The 13,283-nt window shown below is 69.9% G+C and carries 11 protein-coding genes; 7 read left to right on the top strand and 4 right to left on the bottom strand.

Annotated elements, in window-relative coordinates:
* Nucleotides 1-132: 132 nt before the first annotated feature.
* The 3 genes from murJ to GVN21_RS00220 all read right to left on the bottom strand — a co-directional run bounded on the left by murJ (nucleotide 133) and on the right by GVN21_RS00220 (nucleotide 5,420).
* Entirely contained in the window at nucleotides 133-1,803 is a 1,671-nt protein-coding gene (murJ, locus tag GVN21_RS00230) for a murein biosynthesis integral membrane protein MurJ (RefSeq protein WP_346764193.1), read from the bottom strand.
* Between the two features lie 80 nt (nucleotides 1,804-1,883).
* Nucleotides 1,884-4,697 (bottom strand): [protein-PII] uridylyltransferase, encoded by a 2,814-nt coding sequence (locus tag GVN21_RS00225; RefSeq protein ID WP_166572687.1) that lies wholly within the window; start codon nucleotides 4,695-4,697, stop codon nucleotides 1,884-1,886.
* A 78-nt stretch (nucleotides 4,698-4,775) separates the two neighbouring features.
* Nucleotides 4,776-5,420, bottom strand: coding sequence for a hypothetical protein (locus GVN21_RS00220; RefSeq protein ID WP_346764192.1), 645 nt, complete (start codon nucleotides 5,418-5,420; stop codon nucleotides 4,776-4,778).
* 76 nt (nucleotides 5,421-5,496) lie between these two features.
* Between GVN21_RS00220 and rsmI the strand changes: the two genes are divergently transcribed.
* From rsmI to GVN21_RS00185, 7 genes are all read left to right on the top strand, one after another.
* A complete protein-coding gene (gene rsmI, locus GVN21_RS00215) occupies nucleotides 5,497-6,363 on the top strand; it encodes a 16S rRNA (cytidine(1402)-2'-O)-methyltransferase (RefSeq protein ID WP_166572685.1) in 867 nt (288 codons plus the stop codon).
* Between the two features lies 1 nt (nucleotide 6,364).
* Entirely contained in the window at nucleotides 6,365-6,742 is a 378-nt protein-coding gene (locus GVN21_RS00210; protein WP_166572684.1) for a YraN family protein, read from the top strand.
* A gap of 7 nt (nucleotides 6,743-6,749) precedes the next feature.
* Nucleotides 6,750-7,565, top strand: a complete 816-nt coding sequence (locus GVN21_RS00205; RefSeq protein WP_166572683.1) for a transglutaminase family protein — start codon at nucleotides 6,750-6,752, stop codon at nucleotides 7,563-7,565.
* 89 nt (nucleotides 7,566-7,654) lie between these two features.
* Nucleotides 7,655-8,602 (top strand): glutathione synthase, encoded by a 948-nt coding sequence (gshB, locus tag GVN21_RS00200; protein WP_166572682.1) that lies wholly within the window; start codon nucleotides 7,655-7,657, stop codon nucleotides 8,600-8,602.
* Between the two features lie 53 nt (nucleotides 8,603-8,655).
* Entirely contained in the window at nucleotides 8,656-8,952 is a 297-nt protein-coding gene (locus tag GVN21_RS00195) for a hypothetical protein (protein WP_166572681.1), read from the top strand.
* 195 nt (nucleotides 8,953-9,147) lie between these two features.
* Nucleotides 9,148-9,867 carry a hypothetical protein gene (locus GVN21_RS00190; RefSeq protein ID WP_166572680.1) on the top strand — a complete coding sequence of 240 codons (720 nt, stop codon included), beginning with the start codon at nucleotides 9,148-9,150 and terminating at the stop codon, nucleotides 9,865-9,867.
* 10 nt (nucleotides 9,868-9,877) lie between these two features.
* On the top strand, nucleotides 9,878-11,446 hold the full coding sequence (locus GVN21_RS00185) for a YifB family Mg chelatase-like AAA ATPase (protein ID WP_166572679.1): 1,569 nt from the start codon (nucleotides 9,878-9,880) through the stop codon (nucleotides 11,444-11,446).
* A gap of 7 nt (nucleotides 11,447-11,453) precedes the next feature.
* On the opposite strand, the gene GVN21_RS00180 is transcribed toward GVN21_RS00185, so the two are convergent.
* Complete coding sequence (locus GVN21_RS00180; protein ID WP_166572678.1) at nucleotides 11,454-13,004, bottom strand: hypothetical protein; 1,551 nt, start codon at nucleotides 13,002-13,004, stop codon at nucleotides 11,454-11,456.
* Nucleotides 13,005-13,283: the final 279 nt, after the last annotated feature.

Genomic DNA, 13,283 nt, shown 5'->3' with positions numbered 1-13,283 from the left:
AGATACTCGAAAGGCAGGTCGGTCGGCGCGCGGGATCATCCCCGCGCGGGGCTCTAGCGGACGATCAGAGGCTGCGCCATCGCTGAGTGAGCTGGACCATGACCACGGCAATAGGCGAGCACGCCGGAAGGTTCAAGCGCGCCGCCGCCGGACTAGGCCCTTGATCTCCGCCAGGGTCATGCCGCCCGTGCCCAGCACCAGCACCGGATAGACCGCCGAGGCGACCAGGAAGAGGCTGAGGATGCCGATCTCCTTGGCCCCGAGGCCAAGGAAATGGATGCCGGCCAGCGGCGCTTCGATCCAGGCCCGATTGAGGCCGGCATAGACCAGCAGGGCGCCGAGGATGGCGCTGGCGATGGCCAGCCGAGCGATCTTGCCCCAGGCCTGCTTGCTGGGCCGGTAGTCGCCGGATCTGTGAAGGGCGAAGACCATCTGGCCGACGTTGAACCAGCTGGCCACAGCGGTGGCCGCGGCGATCCCCTGGAAGCCGATCCAGTGGAACAGGGCCAGGCCGAGCACGATGTTGATCGCCACCGAGATCAGGGCGAAGCGCATCGGCGCCTTGGTGTCCTGGCGGGCGAAGAAGACCGGCGACAGAACGCGGGCCAGGATGAAGGCCGGCGTGCCCCAGCCGTAGTGGAACAACGCGAGGGCCGTCTGCTCGGCGTCGAAGGCGGTGAAGGCGCCGCGGGTGAACAGGCCGTCGATCAGATAGTGGGGCACCGCCATCATCCCGGCGGCGGCCGGCAGGGCGAGGGCAAGCGACGCGACGATGGCCAGGTCGGTGCTCTCCTGGGCGTCCTTGGCGTCGCCCTTGCCCAGCGCCTGGGAAAGCCGGGGCAGCAGGGCCACACCGATGGCCACGCCCACCATGCCCAGCGGCAGCTGGTAGAGCCGGTCGGCCACGTTGAGCCAGGAGCGAGCGCCGGTCATCTGGCTGGCCAGCATGCCGGAGATGAAGATGTTGATCTGGGTGGCGCTCGCGGCGATGGCGCCGGGGATGGCCAGCAGGATCAGGGCCTTCACATCCGGCGTCAGGCGCGGCAGCGTCAAACGGAGGATGGCCCCGGATTTCCGCGCGCCCCACCAAAGCAGGCCTGCCTGGACGAAGCCCGCGCCGAGGACGCCGAAGCTGGCAGCCCAGGCCGCGGCCACCGGGTCCTTCACCGGGATCACCGCCACCAGCATGGCAGCGTTGAGCACCGTGGGCGCGGCGCCGGACAGGATGAACCGGCCACGGGCGTTCAGCACCCCTGACAACAGCGCCGTGATCGCCATGCAGGGCAGGTAGGGCATGGTGACGATGGTCAGCATCCAGGCCAGCCGGAACTTGTCCGGCTCGTCGGCGTAACCCGGGTTGATGACGAACATCAGCCACGGCATCGTCAGCATGCAGAGGACGGTCAGCACGATGGTCGCCGCCGCCAGCGCCGCCATGCCGTCGGTGGCCAGTTCGTCGGCGCTGCGCTCGCCGTCGGCGGCGAGCTTGCGGCTGTAGGCCGGCACAAAGGCGGCCGCAAAGGCGCCCTCGGCGAAGATGCGGCGGAACAGGTTGGGGAAGCTCAAGGCCGTGTAATAGGCGTCGGCCGCGATGGTCTGGCTGGCGCCCAGGCGGGCGGTGATCACCAGGTCGCGGGCCAGGCCCATGAACCGGCTGACCAGGGTCAGGCCTGAGAAGATCAGCGACGACTTGATGATGCTCGGCCGTTTGGGCTCGGGCTTTTGCGACTCTGGCGTTCCCGGCGGGACCTTGGGCGTGGTCTGCTGGTCCGGCGTCGGGGAGGGCAGGGTCTCGTCGCTCACGCGGCGCTTCTGCGCCCGCCCCATTCAGGGGTCAAGCGGGGCCGCGTGGAGGAACAGCGATCATTTGGCGCAGACGGGCCTCAACGCGCCACCGAGGCGCGCGCCCGCTGCAGCCGGCCCTTGGTCTCGACCTCCCCGGCCTCGAGCACCGCCATCAATTCGCCCTTCAGCGCCGCCTGCTTGCGCGGGTCGGTGACCTTCTGGCCGGCGGCGGTGGTCACGTAGAAGGCGTCGACGGCGCGCTCGCCGTAGCTGTCGATATGGGCGGAGACGATGCTGAGGCCCGCCTCGGAGATCGCCCGCGCCAGGGAGTGCAGCAGGCCCGGTCGGTCCCGGCCGGAGGCCTCCACCACGGTCGCCTCGGTCGAGGCCTCGTTGTCGAGCATCACGGTGGGCACGATGGCGAAGGCGGCGGCGCGGCCAAGGTCGCTTCGACGGCTCTCCGGCGCCACCGGCTCGCCGCGCCCGGCGGCCTCCAGCGCGTCGGCCAGCCGGCGAAGGGCGCGGGGGTTCTCGGCGCCGTAGGGGGCGCCGGTGGCGTCCTGCACCTGGAAGACGTCCAGAGCCTGGCCGCCGCGGGAGGTGAACACCCGGGCGCCGAGCACATTGCCGCCCAGGCCGGAGAGGGCGGCAGCCAGGTCGGCGAACAGCCCCCGGCGGTCGCGGGCGGCGACCACCACCTCGGCGGTGTTGCGATCGGCGCGGATGCGGCCGCCGGCGGCGGCTCCGCCCTGGGCGGCGGCGCGCTGGGCCAGGGCCGCGTGCTCGGCGATCTCGGCGCTGGAGAAGGCGCTGAAGTAGGCGTTCTCCATGCTCGCCGCCCAGTCGGCGGCCTCCGGGTGCTCGCCGGCGACGGCGGTTCGGGCCTGCTGCGCCGCCGATTCGAGATGACGCTGGGCCGAGGCGGCCGGATCGCTGCCCCGCCCGCCCCGGAAGGTGGCCTCGGTGGCCGCATAGAGCTCCCGCAGCAGCTGGCCTTTCCAGCCGTTCCAAACCCCCGGCCCCACGGCCCGGATGTCGGCCACGGTCAGCACCAGCAAGAGGCGCAGCCGCTCGGGACTTTCGACGATGCGGGCGAAGGCGGCCACGGTGGCGGGGTCGGCCACGTCCCGCTTCTGGGCGAAATCGCTCATCACCAGGTGATGCTCGACCAGCCAGGCGATCAGCTCGATCTTGCCCCGGTCGAGGCCCAGCCGCTCGGTGGCCGAACGCGCCGAACGGGCCCCGGCCTTCTCCTGGCCGCCCACGCCGCCCTTGCCGGTGTCATGCAGCAGCATGGCCAGGAACAGGCTTTCGCGGTCGTCGATCAGCGGCATGATCGAGGTGGCCAGGGGATGGTCGTCCTCCAGCCGGTGATGCTCGATATCGTTGATGATGCCGATGGCCCGAAGGGTGTGCTCGTCCACGGTGAACGAGTGGTACATGTTGAACTGCATCTGGGCCACGACCCGGCCGAACTCCGGCAGGAACCTGCCCAGCACGCCGGCCTCGTTCATCAGGGTCAGTGTCCGGTAGGGCTTCTTGCCCCGCGCCAGGATGTCGAGGAAGGCCTCGGCGGCGTCGGGATCGCGGCGCAGCTTGCTACCGATCAGCGGCAGGGCGCGGGTGGCGGCGGTGAAGGCGTCCGGATGCAGGTCCAGGTCCAGCACGTCGGCGATGCGGAACATGCGGATGATGTCGACCGGGTCGCGGGCGAACACCTGCGGCCCCTCGATGTTGAGGCGGCCGTTCTCCTCGTGGAAGCCGGGGTAGTCGAGCCCCCGGCGCTTGATCTTGCTCCGGCCGGGCAGGAAGCGCGACAGGCCGCGCGGCTCCTGCTTCAGCTGTTCGGCCTCCAGCTTGGCCGAGAAGGCGCGGGTGAGGGCCCCGACCTCCCGCGCGATCAGGAAGTAGTGGCGCATGAAGCGCTCGACCGCCGGATTGTCGGCCCGGTCGCCATAGCCCATGCGGCGGGCGATCTCCGGCTGGACGTCGAAGGTCAGCCGTTCCTCGGGCCGGCCGGTGGTGAAGTGCAGATGGGCCCGCACCGCATGCAGAAAGTCGAAGGCGCGAGTGAAGGCCCGTACCTCGCGCGGGGCGAACAGCGACAGGCGGAAGATGTCGGTTGGCCGTTCCACGGGGTGGAGGTACTCGGCGATCCACATCAGGGTGTGCAGGTCGCGAAGTCCGCCTTTGCCTTCCTTGACGTTGGGCTCGACCATGTAGCGGCTGGTTCCCGCCCGGGCGTGGCGCTCGTCCCGCTCCTTCAGCTTGGCGGCGATGAATTCGGGGCCGGTGCCCCGCATCACCTCGGCCTGGAAGCGCTTGCGCAGCTCGGCCGCCAGGGCCTCGTCGCCGGACAGGCGCCGGGCCTCCAGCAGGGAGGTCCGGATGGTGAAGTCGCTCTTGGAGAGCTTGATGCACTCTTCGACCGTCCGGCTGGCGTGGCCGACCTTGAAGCCCAGGTCCCACAGGGCGTAGAGCATGTATTCGATGACGCTCTCGGCATGCGCCGTCTGCTTCCAGGGGCGCAGGAACAGCAGGTCGAGATCGCTGTAGGGGCTGAGCACGAACCGGCCGTATCCCCCTACCGCCAGCAGGCAGAGCCGCTCCCCCTCGGTCGGGTTTCGCGCCCGGAACACATGCACCGTGGTGAAGTCGTACAGGGCGGTGACCACCTCGTCGGTCACTCCGCAGAGCAGCCGCGCCGTCTCGATCCCGCCCGCGCCGTTCTCCAGCCGCTCCTTGGCGATCATCCGCCCGCGAAACAGCGCCTGCTTGAGGATTTCCAGCGCGCGGCGGCGCTGCTCGGCCTCGTCACCCAACGCATCGAGGGCGGCGGCCGACAGCCGGGCCCGCAGGGCTTCGCCGTCTACGACGTGTTCCAGGCGCGTGGGGCGAAGGCGGGGAGGCATGGGAGCCTTATGTGCGCTGCGACGGAGGGCGGCGCAACTCTCCCACCGCGCCGCGGAAGAGTTTCCCGAACCTGCCTCTTATGCCCCCAGATCCTTGCGCACGAAGCGGTAGCTGCGCGGATCCTCGCAGACACAGGCCTTCATCGCCCCGTCCTTGGTCCACCAGATCAGGGTCGGGTACTTCACCCCATCCTCGCCGACCTGCACGCCGTTGGCGGCCAGGAGGGGCTTGAGGTCCGCCACCGCCTTGCGTGAGATTTCCACGACCGCGCCGCGGGCCATGTCCCCGTCGGCGGGTTTCAGGCCGGGCGCGGTCCAGGCCTCGACGCTCGAAGCGTTCCACTGTTCCCACAGCGGCCAGCTGCGGTTGATCCACAGTTCGGCCACCGTCGCGCGCTCGACCGGCGTGGATTTCGGCTGGCCGCCGACGTCGGCGCGGGCAACGGCGATGACCCGGGTATCGACCCCCGCCTCATGCAGCTTGGGGAATTCCTCGGTCACATACCGCACGCAGTCGGGGCAGCCGCGGAACACGATCACATAGGCCTTCGGTCCGCCCAGCCCCGGCGAGACATAGCCGCTGGCCTCGAGGATCTTGGCGATCTCGGCGGGCTTCTTGGTGATTGTCTTGGGCTGCCAGCGCACGTCGAACCACCACCATGCAAACAGGCCGGCGAGCGCCAGGATGGCGATCAGGACGAGCCAGAGGACGAATTTCTTCACCGGCGGCTCCATCGGCGCGTTACGGACGCCCTTCTATCCCTTGACGCGAGGCCCCCGGCAAGGCGCTCTGGCGCCCATGTCGTCCCGTCCGCCGCCGCCGGCCTTGTCCCAGGCCCCGCTAGACCCCGGCCTCTATCTGGTCGCCACCCCGATCGGAAACCTGCGGGACATCACCCTGCGGGCGCTGGACGTGCTGAACGGCTGCGACCTGGTGCTGGCAGAGGACACCCGGGTCACGGCCAAGCTGCTGACCGCCTATGGCCTGTCCAAGCGGCTGGAACGCTATGACGAGCACGCGGCGGCCCGCGCCGGCCCACGCGCCCTGGCCGCCTTGGCCGAAGGGCAGCGGATCGCCCTGTGCAGCGACGCCGGCACCCCCCTGGTCAGCGATCCGGGCTATCGGCTGGCCACCGAGGCCATCGTGGCGGGGCATCCGGTAATTCCCATCCCCGGCGCCTCGGCTCCCCTGGCGGCCCTGACCCTGGCGGGCCTGCCCACCGACCGCTTCCTGTTCGCAGGCTTCCCGCCGCCCAAGAGCGCCGCGCGGAAGACCTTCCTGGCGGAGTTCGCGCCGGTGCGGGCCACCCTGATCTTTTTCGAGGGCGGCTCCCGCCTGGCCGCCAGCCTGGCCGACATGGCTGACGTGTTGGGCGACCGGCCGGCGGCGGTCTGCCGCGAGCTGACCAAGCTTCACGAGACCTGCGTGCGCGGCCGGCTGTCCGAACTGGCCGCCAACCCCGCTCTGGACGATCCCAAGGGTGAGATTGTCGTCCTGGTCGGCCCCGGCGAAGCCGAGGTCGCCACCGAGGCCGACGCCGAGGCGGCCCTGCGCGAGGCCCTGACCCGCCTGCCGCCCGGCGAGGCGGCGTCGGAGGTGGCCAAGGCCCTGGGCGTCAATCGCCGCGACCTCTATCGCCGCGCCCTGGCGATGAAGGACGCCTGAGGTGAGCGAGGCGCGCCGGCTGCGCGGCGGGGCGGCGCGCCAGTCCGGCCGCCGGGCCGAGGTGTTCGCCGCCCTGGCCCTGATGCTGCGCGGCTACCGGATCCTGGGCTTTCGCCTGAGGACGCCGCAGGGGGAGATCGACCTCCTGGCGCTCAAGGGCAGGGTGCTGGCGGTGGTCGAGGTCAAGAGCCGCACGACCCCGGAAGCCGCTCTGGAAGCGGTCCACATCGAGCAGCGCGAGCGGCTGCGGCGGGCGGGGGCGCAGCTGGCGGCGAACCGGCCGGCGCTTCAGGGCGTTACGGTGCGGCTCGACCTCATCGCCCTCTCTCCGGGCAAATGGCCATGTCATATTCCCGACGCTTGGCCGGACAGCTATTAGGGGATTCATGACCCGACAGGACGCCGAACGGATGCTGGCGGAGGCAGGCCAGGCGGCCGACGAGGCCTTCCCCCTGTTCGAGGCGGCCCTGGCCTGCGCCATCCATGAGGAGCCCGACCGCGACGCGGCCGCGGCCCTGCAGCTGGGCAAGGATGCGGTCGAGCGGCTGGCCGCCCGGCTGGATCGCGAAAGCCCGGAGGAGGCCATCGCAGAGGCCATGGCCGGCGACCTGCGGCTGGAGGGCGATGTCCTCACCTATGACGATCCGGACAATGCCGACCTGATCGCCCTGGCCGACCGGCGCAAGGGCCTGCCGGTGATGCTGGGGGTGATCTACATCCATGCGGCGCGCGGCTGTAAGCTGCAGGTGCATGGGGTCGACTTTCCCGGCCACTTCCTGCTGCGCATCGAGACCGGCGAAGGGCCGATGGCGCTGGACCCGTTCAGCGAAGGGCGGATCGTCCTGCCGTCGGAGCTCAGCCGCCGGGCCCTGCGCGCCGGCCTGACGCCGGACGTGGCCAGCCGCCTGGAGGCGCTGATGGCGCCGGTCAGCGACCGGGCGGTGCTGATCCGGCTGCAGAACAACATCTTTGCCCGCGCCCAGCAGCGGGCCGACTGGCCGGCCGCCGAGCGCAGCGCCATCCGCCGCGCCCTGCTCAACCCCGCCGACCACCGCCCCTGGCTGGATGTCGCCCGCGCCCGCGAGGGCCAGGGGGCCCTGGTCGGCGCCCAGGAGGCCCTGAGCCGCGCCCAGATCCTCGACGGCGGCGCGGCCATCGCCGCCCGCGCCGCCAGGGAACGGGTGCGGATGCAGCTGAACTGAAAGCCCGCCCACGTAAAACCGCCGGCCCGCCCCCTGGCGAAAGCCACCGCCGCGCCTCAAGTTAGCGTCACATCATCCCGAGAGCCCCCATGACCCTGCGCGTCGCCGTCCAGATGGATCCCGTCCAGGGAATCAACATCGATACCGACACCACCTTCCTGATGATGGAGAACGCCCAGGAGCGTGGCCACAAGCTCTGGGTCTACACCCCCGATAAGCTCAGCCTGTCGGAAGGCCGGGTCCTGGCCCGGGCCATCCCGGTGACCATCCGGCGCGAGAAGGGCAACCATGTCACCGCCGGCGATCCAGTGGTGCTGGATCTGGCCGAGGACATCGACGTGGTCCTGATGCGCCAGGATCCGCCGTTCGACATGGCCTACATCACCGCCACCCACTTCCTGGATGCGATCCACCCGAAGACCCTGGTGGTGAACAATCCTACCGAGGTGCGCAACGCCCCGGAGAAGCTGTTCGTCACCAGCTTTCCCGGCGTTCAGCCGCCGACCCTGATCACCAGCGACGTGGAGGCCATCCATGACTTCCAGGAGCGGTTCGGCGACATCGTGCTGAAGCCCCTTTACGGCGGCGGCGGCTCGGGCGTGGTGCGGCTGATGAAGGGCGATCCGAACCTCGACGCCCTTTTGGAACTGCACGCTCTGATCGGCCGTGAACAGGTGATCGCCCAGGCCTTCATCCCGGCCGTCTCCAAGGGCGACAAGCGGGTGCTGCTGGTCGACGGCGAGCCGGTCGGGGCGATCAATCGGGTGCCGGCCGAGGGCCAGGTTCGCTCCAACCTGGCGCGCGGTGGCCGGGCCGAGGCGGTCGAGCTGACCGCCCGCGACCGCGAGCTGTGCGCCATCATCGGGCCGGAGCTGAAACGCCGGGGCCTGCTGTTCGTCGGCATCGACGTGATCGGCGACTACCTGACCGAGATCAACGTCACCTCCCCCACCGGCGCCCAGCAGCTGAAGCGGTTCGGCGGGCCGGACGTAACCGTGGCGATGTGGGACCGTATCGAGGCGATCCGCGCCGGCTGACTTTTCGTCCCGGCCTGAACGGCCTGGAAACCACGGCCCGGCAGGATGGGCCCATGGTCGTTCAGCCCCCTGTCACCCTCGATCTTGAGTTCATGCTCGCCGCCGCGGCTCTGGCGGCGATCGTCCCCTCCCTGGTCGCCTGCTGGTATGGGCGGCGGCTGGTGACGCCGGTGGTCCTCTGCTGCCTGATGGCCATGGCGGGTGTGGTGCTGGTCACCAAGACGGCGTTCCCGTGGTTCTGCGGCGTGATCGTCTGGCTCGGAGGCTCGGCCTGGGTGGCGATGTTCGAGCGCCGCAAGCGCCTGGAGCGCGGCCGCCAGTACGAGATCACCACCAGCTACCTCGACTGAGCGCGGTCACACCGGCTGAACTTGTGACAGCTATATGACTGTAAGCACTGAACTTCTCATCTAGTTCTATATTTGTTCTTGCTTTGAGCCTCAACCCGTGCTGGTCTTGTGGATAAGTGGGGTAACTCAAGGGGTTAGCGGATGAATGGCGGAAGACGGGCAGGTCGCGGTCTCATTACGGCGGCCACCCTGGGCTTGGCGCTGTTGTCGAGTCCGGCGCTGGCCCAGGATCATTGGTCATCGCCCGATGCCTGGCGGAGCTTCCAGTGGGGACAGATCGAGTCCAAGCCTCTGTGGCGTGACACGACCGAGGGCGAGAATGGCGAGCGCCGGAAGAGCGGGGTCCGCGCCGGGGATCAGACTTACGACATGCTGATCACGGTGACCAAGGCCAACCCGAGCCAGGTGGCTGTACTTTTGAGAGGCTCGGGGGATGCGCCCGGCGCCTGCAGGGCGTCGCGCGCATGGCTCGGCCGCGCCTTCGGCCAGCCTGTCCGCCGCGCGGAGCTTGTTCGGAACTTCGGGTTCGATGCGACTTTCCAGCTCGAGCAATGGGATCTGGGATCCACGATCGCGACCTTCGAGTGTGAGGTCGAGACCGAGATGGTGCTCATCCGGTTTGAACCGGCAGTTCACGCGCGCATCCTGTCCACCCCGATCCCGGTCAGCTGCGAGGTCGATGGGAAGCGACTGGAGCTCTATTTCGATGACTACTATGGCGATGTGCTGGACGGCGCGCGCAAGCCCGTCGGCCGCAAGTCATTGAACGCGGCGGGCGCCACCTTCCGGCTCGGTTCAGCCCCGGATACCTATCGAATCGACCGGCAGACCGGCGCCATCGCCCGTCAGTCGAACGATGGCCGCGAGGTCGCCCGGGGACTCTGCACGGCCACGGGCCAGCGGCGCGCGTTCTGAGGGGGCCGCCATGGTCGCAAAGGTCGTCACGGTCGCCTTTCAGGGAGTCGAGGCCCGGCGTGTGGACGTCGAGGTTCAGCTGACCGGCGGCGCCGTAGCCTTCGTTGTCGTGGGCCTGGGCGACAAGGCGGTCGGGGAGAGCCGGGAACGGGTGAGGGGCGCCTTCGCGGGGATGGGACTGTCGATGCCCTCCCGCCGGCTGATCGCCAACCTCGCGCCCGCTGATCTGCCCAAGGAGGGCAGCCACTACGATCTGCCGATCGCGCTGGCGTTGCTGGCGGCCATGGGAATCATCCCGCTCGATGCTCTCGATGGCTGGGCGGCGATGGGCGAGCTGTCGATGGACGGCAGCATCGCACCGGTGGCCGGCGCCCTGCCTGCCGCCATCGCGGTGGGAGCCATGGGGCTGGGTCTGATCTGCCCGGAGGCCTGCGGGCCGGAGGCGGCCTGGGCGGGCGACACCCGCATCCTGGCGCCCCGCTCGCTGATCAGCCTCCTCAACCATTTCCGGGGCACGCAGATCATCGCCGCGCCCCGCGCCGGCGATGTGGTCCAAACCACCGGCGGTCCGGACCTTCGCGATGTGCGCGGTCAGGAGCAGGCCAAGCGAGCGTTGGAGATCGCCGCCGCTGGCGGGCATAACCTGCTGCTCTGCGGCCCGCCGGGGTCGGGCAAGTCGATGCTGGCCCAGCGGCTGCCGGGCATCCTCCCGCCTCTGACCGCCGGGGAACTGCTGGAAACCAGCATGGTGCATTCGGTAGCCGGGCTCATCGCCAAGGGGACCTTGACCCGCGACCGGCCCTTCCGTGCGCCCCACCACAGCGCCAGCATGGCCGCCCTGACCGGCGGAGGCATAAAGGCCAAGCCCGGCGAGGTGAGCCTGGCGCACAATGGGGTGCTGTTCCTCGACGAACTGCCCGAGTTTGGCGTCCAGGCACTGGATTCCCTGCGGCAACCCCTGGAGACGGGTGAGGTGATGGTCGCTCGCGCCAACTTCCACATCCGGTACCCCGCCCGGGTTCAACTGGTCGCCGCCATGAACCCCTGCCGCTGCGGCCATGGCGGGGCCGGCAAAGGCGCCTGTGGAAAGGCCCCGCGTTGTCAGCGCGATTATCAGGGGCGGGTTTCGGGGCCGCTGATGGACCGGATCGACCTGGCCATCGACGTGCCCTCGGTGACCGCCGCCGACCTGGCCCTGCCGCCGCCCATCGAGGGCAGCGCCGAGGCCGCCGCGCGGGTGGCGGCCGCTCGCGCCCTGCAGGCTGAACGGGCGGAGAAGGCGGGCGCCGACGCCCCGACGCTGAACAGCCGCGCCGACGGCGATTTCCTGGAGAAGGCCCTGGACCTCGACCCGGCGGCCCGCGCCCTGATGAGCCGCGCCGCCGAGGCCGGCCGGCTGACCGCGCGCGGCTGGACCCGCACCCTGCGCCTGGCCCGCACCATCGCCGACCTTGACCAGGCGCCATCGGTCAAGCGCATCCATGTGGCCGAGGCCCTGGTCTATCGCCGCGTGACGCCGGGCGCTGAAGATGGGGTTGCGGCGCCGCCGGCGCCGGGGTTCCACCGGCTGGCGATCTGACGCCGGATCAGTCAGTCGCCTCACCCCTGTTCTTGCGCCTCCAGCCGAGCTTGAGGCGGCCCCCGAGGCCAAGGTCCTTGCGTTTGGTGAACGCCTTCAGCGGCTCGCCGCCCAACCCCTTCAGCCGCGCCGACGCCGTCAGCCAGCCGGTCGCCGCCCCAAGCAGCCAGCCGGTCGGCGCCAGCCAGCCCAGCAATTCCCAGTCCTGGCCAAAGCTGGTCGGCCGCAGGCCCCACCACAGCAAGGCCCAGACCGCCGCGGTGAGCACCGCCGCGGCCGTTCCCAGCCCCAGCCCCACCGCCATGTGGCGTCGGGTCAGCCGGGCGACGAACACGCTCATCGCCTTGGTCACCCGCTCCGCATAGGCGACGGACACCGTCCCCTTGATCGCCTCCTTCAGCTGAACTGGGTTCTGCGCCGTCCGCGCCGCGGCCAGTAGCGCCTGGTTCGCCTCGTTTTCGCAGAAGGCCCGCACAACGCCAAAGGCCGCCGGCTCCGCCTTCTCCGGGATCAGCGCCAGCGCCGGAGCGGCCGCCTCAAGGGCCGTCAGATCCGCCTCCAGCAGATCTTCGACCACCCCGTCATAGTCCCAGATCGTCGCAGCCGGCCCCAGGGCGTAGGGCCTGAACACCCGGTCCCCGCGCCGCAGGACCAGTTCGCATCCCCGCACCTCAAATCGGCTCAGCCCCGTAACCCGCGCGCCGCTTTCGGATCGCTCCCAGTCGGTGGTCTCCTGAGAAGCCACGGCGGCCAGCCCGCCGATGCCGATCCGTCCCACGATCAGCGAACGCGCTCGACTGTCCTCCGGCGTTACAGCCCCGAAAGCCAGGGTCGGGGTCACCACCAGCCTGAAGCTGGCGATATCGGTAACCGATCCTGTGCCACCGCAGTCGCCGCAAGTCACCTCGCCGCTGGCCCCGCAGGCCGAGCAGCTGACCCAACCGCGCTGGCCGCAACTGTGGCAGGCGTTCTCCCCCGCGCCGCCGCAGTGGATGCAGGTCTGCCAGCGGCTTACTTGCCGCTCATTGGGCGGATAGCCTTCGGTCACGGTGTAGGAGCTGCCGCCCGCCCCCCAGCATGGACTGCACTTGGTCCGTCCAGCGCCGCCGCACATGGCGCACCGGGTCTGGCGACTGCCCCCACAGGCGGTGCAGGTGACCCGGCCCCGCCCGCGACAGCCGCTGCAGGTCTGCCGCCAATAAACCGAGCGGCCGTGTGTGCCCAAGGACCATCCCTGCATCTTGCCGGCAAACGGCGCGGCGCTGACCGTCGCCAGAACGCCCTCGGTCAACCGGGGCGCGGCCAGCGCCTCCGCCCGAAGCGCCGAGATCGCCTCCTGCCAGCCACTGCTGGAACCGACCGAGCGGCCGGCGCCGCTCGACTCGCCGTGAACCCGTTGAGTCACCGTATCCACCGTGACCTGATAAGTCTGGTGCACGGCGACGGCGAAGGCCTGGACCAGCCCGCCCTCTTGGACCAGATCGTCGGCATCGAACCGCGTCAGTCGCGCCACATCGTCGAGGCAGACCTTCAAAGCGGCCGCGCGATAGTCCTCCATCACCCCACGCCCCCCAATCTACTGTCGGGTAGACTACAATTACTCAATTCGGGGCGGCAAGGCCGACATCAGGCGAGGCATGGTCCCGCTTGGTCGCTCTGGCGCTGCTGGCCATGGAGAGCGAGCCGATCGATCCTCGCCTTTGAGGTTTGGCGTCGGGGCATGACCTTCGCAACGAAAGGACATCGGTCTGGGGTTCAGCCGCTCCGTCGGCCGGGCTAGACTGACCTTGCGGAATTTCGGCGACCTGGGGTCGATTTTGGGCGCTAGCCGCTCGAA

Origin of the sequence: Caulobacter sp. SLTY (genome assembly GCF_009905535.1) — a bacterium.
Classification (GTDB): Bacteria; Pseudomonadota; Alphaproteobacteria; order Caulobacterales; family Caulobacteraceae; genus Caulobacter.
This window is presented reverse-complemented; position numbering and strand designations above follow the sequence as displayed.

What these genes read in the sequence shown, in the direction of transcription:
- GVN21_RS00195 (WP_166572681.1), top strand. Translation starts at nt 8,656, where the DNA reads ATGGTCGTTCAGCCCCCTGTCACCCTCGATCTTGAGTTCATGCTCGCC.
- GVN21_RS00180 (WP_166572678.1), bottom strand. Translation starts at nt 13,004, where the DNA reads ATGGAGGACTATCGCGCGGCCGCTTTGAAGGTCTGCCTCGACGATGTG.
- gshB (WP_166572682.1), top strand. Translation starts at nt 7,655, where the DNA reads ATGACCCTGCGCGTCGCCGTCCAGATGGATCCCGTCCAGGGAATCAAC.
- GVN21_RS00225 (WP_166572687.1), bottom strand. Translation starts at nt 4,697, where the DNA reads ATGCCTCCCCGCCTTCGCCCCACGCGCCTGGAACACGTCGTAGACGGC.
- rsmI (WP_166572685.1), top strand. Translation starts at nt 5,497, where the DNA reads ATGTCGTCCCGTCCGCCGCCGCCGGCCTTGTCCCAGGCCCCGCTAGAC.
- GVN21_RS00185 (WP_166572679.1), top strand. Translation starts at nt 9,878, where the DNA reads ATGGTCGCAAAGGTCGTCACGGTCGCCTTTCAGGGAGTCGAGGCCCGG.
- GVN21_RS00205 (WP_166572683.1), top strand. Translation starts at nt 6,750, where the DNA reads ATGACCCGACAGGACGCCGAACGGATGCTGGCGGAGGCAGGCCAGGCG.